Here is a 6,166-nt window from a genome sequence, read left to right as displayed (position 1 = left end):
GCCGGAATGAAATCGGAATGACTGGCCGGCTTCAAATCGGATCGATGGCCGGCTTCGTCGGAATACGCATCAAAATTCTCACCTGACTTGCAGTACCGCCGGCGCAAAACGCCGCCGCGACACCGAAATCGGTAACCACCAGCGACCGAAACCACGGCCACCGCCGCGCTTCACGCCGTGCCAAACCTCATCGAGACCCTACCGGACCGAGAAACGTCGGTAATTCGAGGTGTCCAGATGTGCGGCATTGGCCTCGAAAGGGAGATAGCCGAGCTCGTCGATGATCAGCAGTTTCGGCCGCGACAGGGTTGTCAGCTGCTTTTCCAGCGCGCCGTCGCCATGGGCCTTGGCCAGCATCGCTACCAGCGTGGCTGCGGTGACGAACTGGACGCTATAGTTCTGCCGGATCGCCTCGCGCCCGAGAGAGACCGCGAGATGCGTCTTGCCCGTGCCCGGCGGTCCCAGGAACGGGGACCGCGTCGTCGCCATGGGCGATCCAGCGGCAGGTCGCCAGTTCCCGGATCTGGGCTGATCGAGCGACGGCTGCGCATCGAAGTCGTAGCCGTCGAGTTCGCGCACGAACGGGAACTGGGCGATCTTGCTCGCCATGGAGATCCGCCGCTCGTCGCGCCGCGCGATCTCGCGCGTCACCAGGAAGGCCAAAGCCTCGCGCAAGGTCATTTCCGACCGTGCCGCTTCATCCAACAGCGCCGACCACGCCGGAAGATGAGCGCGGTCGACAATCCGCTGCCGACGTCCCCGGCACAGGGCATGATCCGCCACCACCTCGCCCGCATGACGCACAATGACGCGGCCGCCCAGCACCACGACCTGGACGCTCTCCCCGATCAGCCGCCAAGGGGCCGAGTAGCAGTTCGTGTCCAGGTCGATCGCGCAGTCCGCCTGGACCTTGCGCACCAGATCCCGGAGCTGCCCGAACGGCGCCCGCCCGCCGAGCGGGCGAAGCGCCCCGACCTCTTTCGCAAAGCGCTCCGCCGGCGCCACGCCGGTCGTGCCGTGCACACGCTGATCGGCAACCTCGCGCGTTACTTCACTGCGTATTCCTCGGGGCCGATGAGGGCGCTGGTCGCCCATTCCTCGGGGACCGGATAGACCGCGTGCTCGTGCATCTTTGTTTCACCTCCACTTCGGCGCGCTTACGCCGTTTCGGTGTCGAAGTTCGGCAGACCGAGAAGTCGTCACTCCTTTGCCCGGCGTGACCCGGCGGCCGTTTGCGTGCCGTAGTCGAGCGCCTGCTGCGTGCGGAAAGTGCCGGTGTCCCCTGTCATCCTCTGCCTGATAACCTTTGTGTTCCTGTCGACGACGATGTTCACCAGACTTTCCCAGCCGAGAGGATGATCTTGAACGCGGCGGAGACCTTTTCCTTCGAAGCGCCGAGGTCGTAGGAGCTGGCCGGGAAAGCGCCGTTGAGCTTGATGATGTCCATGGTCGCCATGGCCAGGCCCGGCGCCGTTCACCATGCAGCCGATGTCGCCGTCGAGTTAGATGTAGGCGAGGTCGTTGATCGGATGCGGCCGTATCAAATCACTGCCTGCGAAGCCATGGACCGGGCAAGATTGTGCTTTCTTAGCCTCCAGAAGCACAAGAATGAAATCACTATGGTGGTACAAACGCTACCGAGCATAGAAATTCCAATCTTCTGTTCATCTTGAAGTATGAAATCGTTGGAAAAATCCAATCAACAGAGGACCAAATATCAAGCCAATCGTCGCATCTACAAAAAGGAGAAGGGCGAACATTTGAGCTCGCATGCGGTTAGGTGTCATCAAATGCACCGCCGAATAAATGGCTGCAGTAGGAAGTATCTTAAAGAATACAATGATGCGCGCAAGATCGCCGTCCAAGCAAATGGCACTCGGCATCATCCGCCGGCCTCACAACCCCAGTAGGCAAAACGAGCGTTCGCGCGTCGATTGCCTGACCTTGCGATCTCGCACCGCGGCGGCGTCCAACCCGCTCCCGAGAGAGGATTTTGACTCCGCGGCCGCCGGATCGGAGGGAATTGTCAGAGAAGCATCTTCCGGAAAGATGAGGCCAAGCCCTTCGGCAATGCAGGCTGGACGTTCAGCGCCTTCCATCTCGATCACGTATTCGTTGGTACACAGCTTCCCACCTGACCTCGGTACTACCGACAGCAAGCGCTGCCGGCCCCGAATTCTGCTCCCAACGGGAACCTCGTTCGTGAACCGAACCTTGTTCAGCCCGTAGAAGAGACTCAGTCCAACACCAGAATAGGTGCAAATTTCCGGTCCGAACACCCCTATCAGCGTAAGCGTGAGAAAACCATGAGCGATTGTTCCACCACGCTCGCGACTAGCCCGCTCCACATCAACATGGATCCACTGATGATCGCCTGTTGCATCTGCAAAGGCGTTCACGCGTGCTTGGTCGATCTGGAGCCAGGATGAGACGCCGATCTCCCGGCCTTCCCACTGCTCGAGTTGTTCATAGGCAATCACTTGCACCATCTCTATCTCCCACTGCAGATCACCAGTGATTCCCAGGCATTGTCCTGTTTGGCGGAGACGGAGTCCGCCATTTTGGCTAAAAAACACGTAGTTCTAGTCAGGTCGCACCCGTTCGCTCGCGGCTCTAAATCACCACCACCACTTTGCCCATGGCCTTGCGGGCGGCGAGATGGCCGATGGCGTCGGCGCCGCGGGCAAGGGAAAAGCGCTCGGAGATGTGCGGCTTGATCATTCCGGCGGCATACAGGTCCAAAAGCTCCTTGACGTTCTGCTGGTGCACCGCCGGATCACGACCGTTGTCGAGGACTCCGACAATGGCGCATCCCTTAAGGAGCGGCAGGTTCAAAGGAATGCGTGGAATGCCGGCGGCGAATCCGACCACCAGGTAGCGCCCCCCCCAAGCCATCGAGCGCAGCGCCGCCTCGGCGTAGTCGCCCCCTACAGGGTCGCAGACCAGGTTCACGCCATCTGGGGGTACAGCCTGCTTGAAGAGCGCGGAGAGCTCCTTCAGCCCCTCGCGGTCAAAGGGGCCGCGTGGATAGACAATCCCCGACTCGGCCCCCCGAGCCAGTGCCAGGTCCACTTTCTCCTGCGATGACGCAGCCGCAATTACCCGTGCGCCCATGGCCCGACCGAGCTCCACTGCCGCCAGGCCGACGCCGCCAGCCGCGCCGAGGACGAGGAGGCTTTCGCCGGGCGTCAAGCGGCCGCGGTGCTTCAAGCCGTAGTAGGAGACCCCGTAAGTGTAGATAAACGCTGCTGCCTCGTCGAAAGGCATCGTGGCTGGGATGCGGATCAACTTTTCCGCCTCGATGGTCATCTCTTCAGCCATGCCGCCGAAGTTAGAGGTGCCCAGTACCCGGTCACCCGGCTTAACATTAACAACACCCTCGCCAACTTCCTTCACCACGCCCGAGATCTCTCCGCCCGGCGCGAAGGGACGCGGCGGTTTGAATTGGTATTTGTCCTCGATGATCAGCACGTCGGGGTAGTTGACGCCTACCGCCTTCACTTCGATCACCGCGAACCCGGGTGCGGCCTCCGGATTGGACACGTCCTCTAACACAAGGGTCTGCGGCCCCCCGGCTGCCTTGCTCAGCAACGCCTTCATGGACTTATCCTCACTTTAGTCTTCCACCGCACTTCGGGTCATTTGCAACCCGCTGTTTTGCGAGGTTGATTGATGGACTTCGGCCAAAACTTTGGGCACTTAAGTTGTGGAGTTGGGATCTTTCATCCCGAAACTTCATAACTATTGAAATTTATTTACCCTGAAAGTTAGCCTTTCTCTTCTCCAAAAAAGCCCTGGGTCCTTCGGTAGCATCCGCACTGGCATCAACCACCGCACAGACGGCCTTTTCAATCTTAATACCTTCCTCAGTTGTGGTTTCCAGCCCCTTAGTCACCGCCTTCATTATTTCTCTGATCGCAACGGGGGCTCCCTGGGCAAGTCTGGCAGCAAGTGCCTTAGCCTCAGCCAGGACCTGGCCGGCTGGAATCACTTTATTGACTAAGCCGAAACTAAGCGCCTCTGCTGAATTCAATGGGTCCCCGGTCAGCATCATCTCCAGAGCCTTGGTTTTACCAATCAATCTGGGCAGGCGCTGGGTACCGCCCCAACCGGGCATAATCCCCAATTTGACTTCCGGCAGTCCAACTTTGGCAGTATCGGCCAACAACCTAAAATGGCAGGCTAGGGATATCTCGGTGCCTCCACCATAAGCGCTTCCCTGCATGGCTGCAATTACCGGTTTCGGATAGTTTTCAATTTTTGAGAAGACATCGTTGCCTTCAATTTTAGGTTTGTTTCCTTTAGGCTTGTCTCCGGCAAATTCAGTTATGTCTGCTCCGGCGGAAAATAGCTTTTCACCGCTGCCTGTAAGCACAATAACCCGGATTTCAGGGTCTTCTAGAGACTCATCCAACAAGGCATTCAGGTCCATGAGGACCCCTTGCCCTAGCGCATTAGCTGGCGGATGGTTGATAGCAGCCACTACATAACCATCTTCTTTTTCAACGACTAATTTTGTGTATGACATGTTAAGTCTTTTCCCGTGTTAATTTTCGATCATTACCATGCCATCATCTCGGTTTCCTTCATGGCCTGCTTATAAACAAGCTACAAAAAAACATAATGACCGCCGACTCAAAGGGCTCTCTTATTTAGACTTATTCCATCTGTCCTGGAGCTTTACGACTTCGTCCGCACTCAGGCCGTACCGCGTAAGGACCTCGACATTGTGTTCACCAAGGTCTGGAGGCTTCCTCATCTGTAAAGGGGTCTTGGACAAAACATGCCAGGGACCCCGTGCCCGTATGGTCTTGACTCCGCGCGCCTGCATACTCGTCGGTGCAGGAATATCGGTGATCGCACCTCTTGCCAGGAGGTATTCATCCGTCACGAGATCCCCGACTGAATTAACCTTGGCGCAGGGAACACCAAATTTATCCAGCTTCTCCAGTGCCTCATTGATGTCGTCAAAGCTCGCCACCCAGTCCGCCACTATGTTATGGAGAAGGGGAGCGTTTTTCATTCTCGACAGCACGGAGTTTGATCTCGGGTCGGTGATCAGGTCCGGGCGCTCTAACGCCTGGCAGAGCAATCCCCAGAGCTTGTCATTATTGACGCAGATTGCGCAATATTCATTGCCCTTCCCCCTATATGTCCCGGTGCCGGGATAAGAGGTAAATCGACCGGTTCTTGTTGCTTTAATAGGAACACCCAAGGCAGCGCCTCTTGCAACTTCTTCAAAGGGATCAATCATACTAAACGCGCAACCGACAAGTGAGGTATCGATATGCTGGCCTTCCCCAGTCTTCTCTCGGTGGTACAGCGCGGCGCAGATCGATCCAAACGCGTTTATGCCAGTAGAGTGGTCGATAATTGAAATACTAACCCTGGTAGGAGGTCCATCAGGCTCACCGGTCATATCCGTCAAACCGGTGTATGCTTGCGCCATCTGGTCGTAGCCGGCCTTTGTGGCTTTGGGACCCGTTTGCCCGTACGCAGAAATAGAGCAATAAACAACGCTGGGGCTAATTTTAGAAACTGATTCATAGTCCAGCCCGAATCTCTGCATAACTCCAGGCCTGAATGCCTGAAGAATGACATCCACATCGGCAACCATCTTTTTGATGATCGCGAGTCCATCTGGGTCGGTCAGTGAAATAGTTACAGATTTTTTCCCGCGATTGAGCCACGGGTACCATGTAAAGTTTTCAAGTACACTGGAGACCCACATTCTTGTGTCGTCACCCAAGACCGGCCTCTCAATTTTAATTACCTCTGCACCGTAATCAGCAAGCAGAGCGCTTGCTCCCGGACCGGCTACGTTGTTTGTGAAATCCAATACTTTCAGCCCTTCAAAAATCCTTTGACTCACACTTATAACCCTTCCTTAGATTGGGCGAGCGCCCATCCCGGAACAAGCGAACTCCGTCCGGGCTGCTGCACTCAACTTGAGGATTTCGCGCCTGCTGATCATTGATCTGTTGATAGTGGGCCGTGAACAATATGTGTTTTCATAGATGCGTCTGTCTGACAACTCACGGTCTGTTATTCAGGCTCTCTAATCGTTATTCATTCAAGACTTTTTGCGACTGTGACCTGCCACTGAACTGTCATCCAGCGGCGATTAGAGCCTCGGCCGTTTCTGTTACGCCGTAGGGCGCGGGTT

At 56.5% G+C, this 6,166-nt stretch carries 6 protein-coding genes and 3 pseudogenes; all 9 read right to left on the bottom strand.

Annotated features, from left to right (window positions below):
* Positions 1-198: 198 nt before the first annotated feature.
* Positions 199-708, bottom strand: a complete 510-nt coding sequence (locus tag X728_RS1000000170835) for an ATP-binding protein (protein WP_280792381.1) — start codon at positions 706-708, stop codon at positions 199-201.
* Between the two features lie 18 nt (positions 709-726).
* Positions 727-1,047 (bottom strand): annotated as a pseudogene (locus tag X728_RS1000000170830) (IS21 family transposase); the annotation flags it as partial.
* A 185-nt stretch (positions 1,048-1,232) separates the two neighbouring features.
* Positions 1,233-1,334 (bottom strand): annotated as a pseudogene (locus tag X728_RS1000000171955) (succinate--CoA ligase subunit alpha); the annotation flags it as partial.
* 23 nt (positions 1,335-1,357) lie between these two features.
* Positions 1,358-1,523: pseudogene (gene sucC, locus X728_RS1000000170820) on the bottom strand (succinate--CoA ligase subunit beta); the annotation flags it as partial.
* Positions 1,524-1,664: 141 nt separating this feature from the next.
* Positions 1,665-1,886 carry a hypothetical protein gene (locus X728_RS1000000170815; RefSeq protein WP_155924072.1) on the bottom strand — a complete coding sequence of 74 codons (222 nt, stop codon included), beginning with the start codon at positions 1,884-1,886 and terminating at the stop codon, positions 1,665-1,667.
* A 9-nt stretch (positions 1,887-1,895) separates the two neighbouring features.
* On the bottom strand, positions 1,896-2,489 hold the full coding sequence (locus X728_RS0136790; protein ID WP_023833309.1) for a MaoC family dehydratase: 594 nt from the start codon (positions 2,487-2,489) through the stop codon (positions 1,896-1,898).
* A gap of 124 nt (positions 2,490-2,613) precedes the next feature.
* On the bottom strand, positions 2,614-3,600 hold the full coding sequence (locus tag X728_RS137140) for an NADPH:quinone oxidoreductase family protein (protein WP_023833308.1): 987 nt from the start codon (positions 3,598-3,600) through the stop codon (positions 2,614-2,616).
* 151 nt (positions 3,601-3,751) lie between these two features.
* Positions 3,752-4,528 carry an enoyl-CoA hydratase-related protein gene (locus X728_RS137145; RefSeq protein ID WP_031196255.1) on the bottom strand — a complete coding sequence of 259 codons (777 nt, stop codon included), beginning with the start codon at positions 4,526-4,528 and terminating at the stop codon, positions 3,752-3,754.
* Between the two features lie 120 nt (positions 4,529-4,648).
* Positions 4,649-5,872 (bottom strand): CaiB/BaiF CoA-transferase family protein, encoded by a 1,224-nt coding sequence (locus X728_RS137150; RefSeq protein ID WP_196815131.1) that lies wholly within the window; start codon positions 5,870-5,872, stop codon positions 4,649-4,651.
* Between the last annotated feature and the right edge of the window lie 294 nt (positions 5,873-6,166).

This window comes from Mesorhizobium sp. L103C119B0, assembly GCF_000502235.1.
Classification (GTDB): domain Bacteria; phylum Pseudomonadota; class Alphaproteobacteria; order Rhizobiales; family Rhizobiaceae; genus Mesorhizobium.
This window is presented reverse-complemented; position numbering and strand designations above follow the sequence as displayed.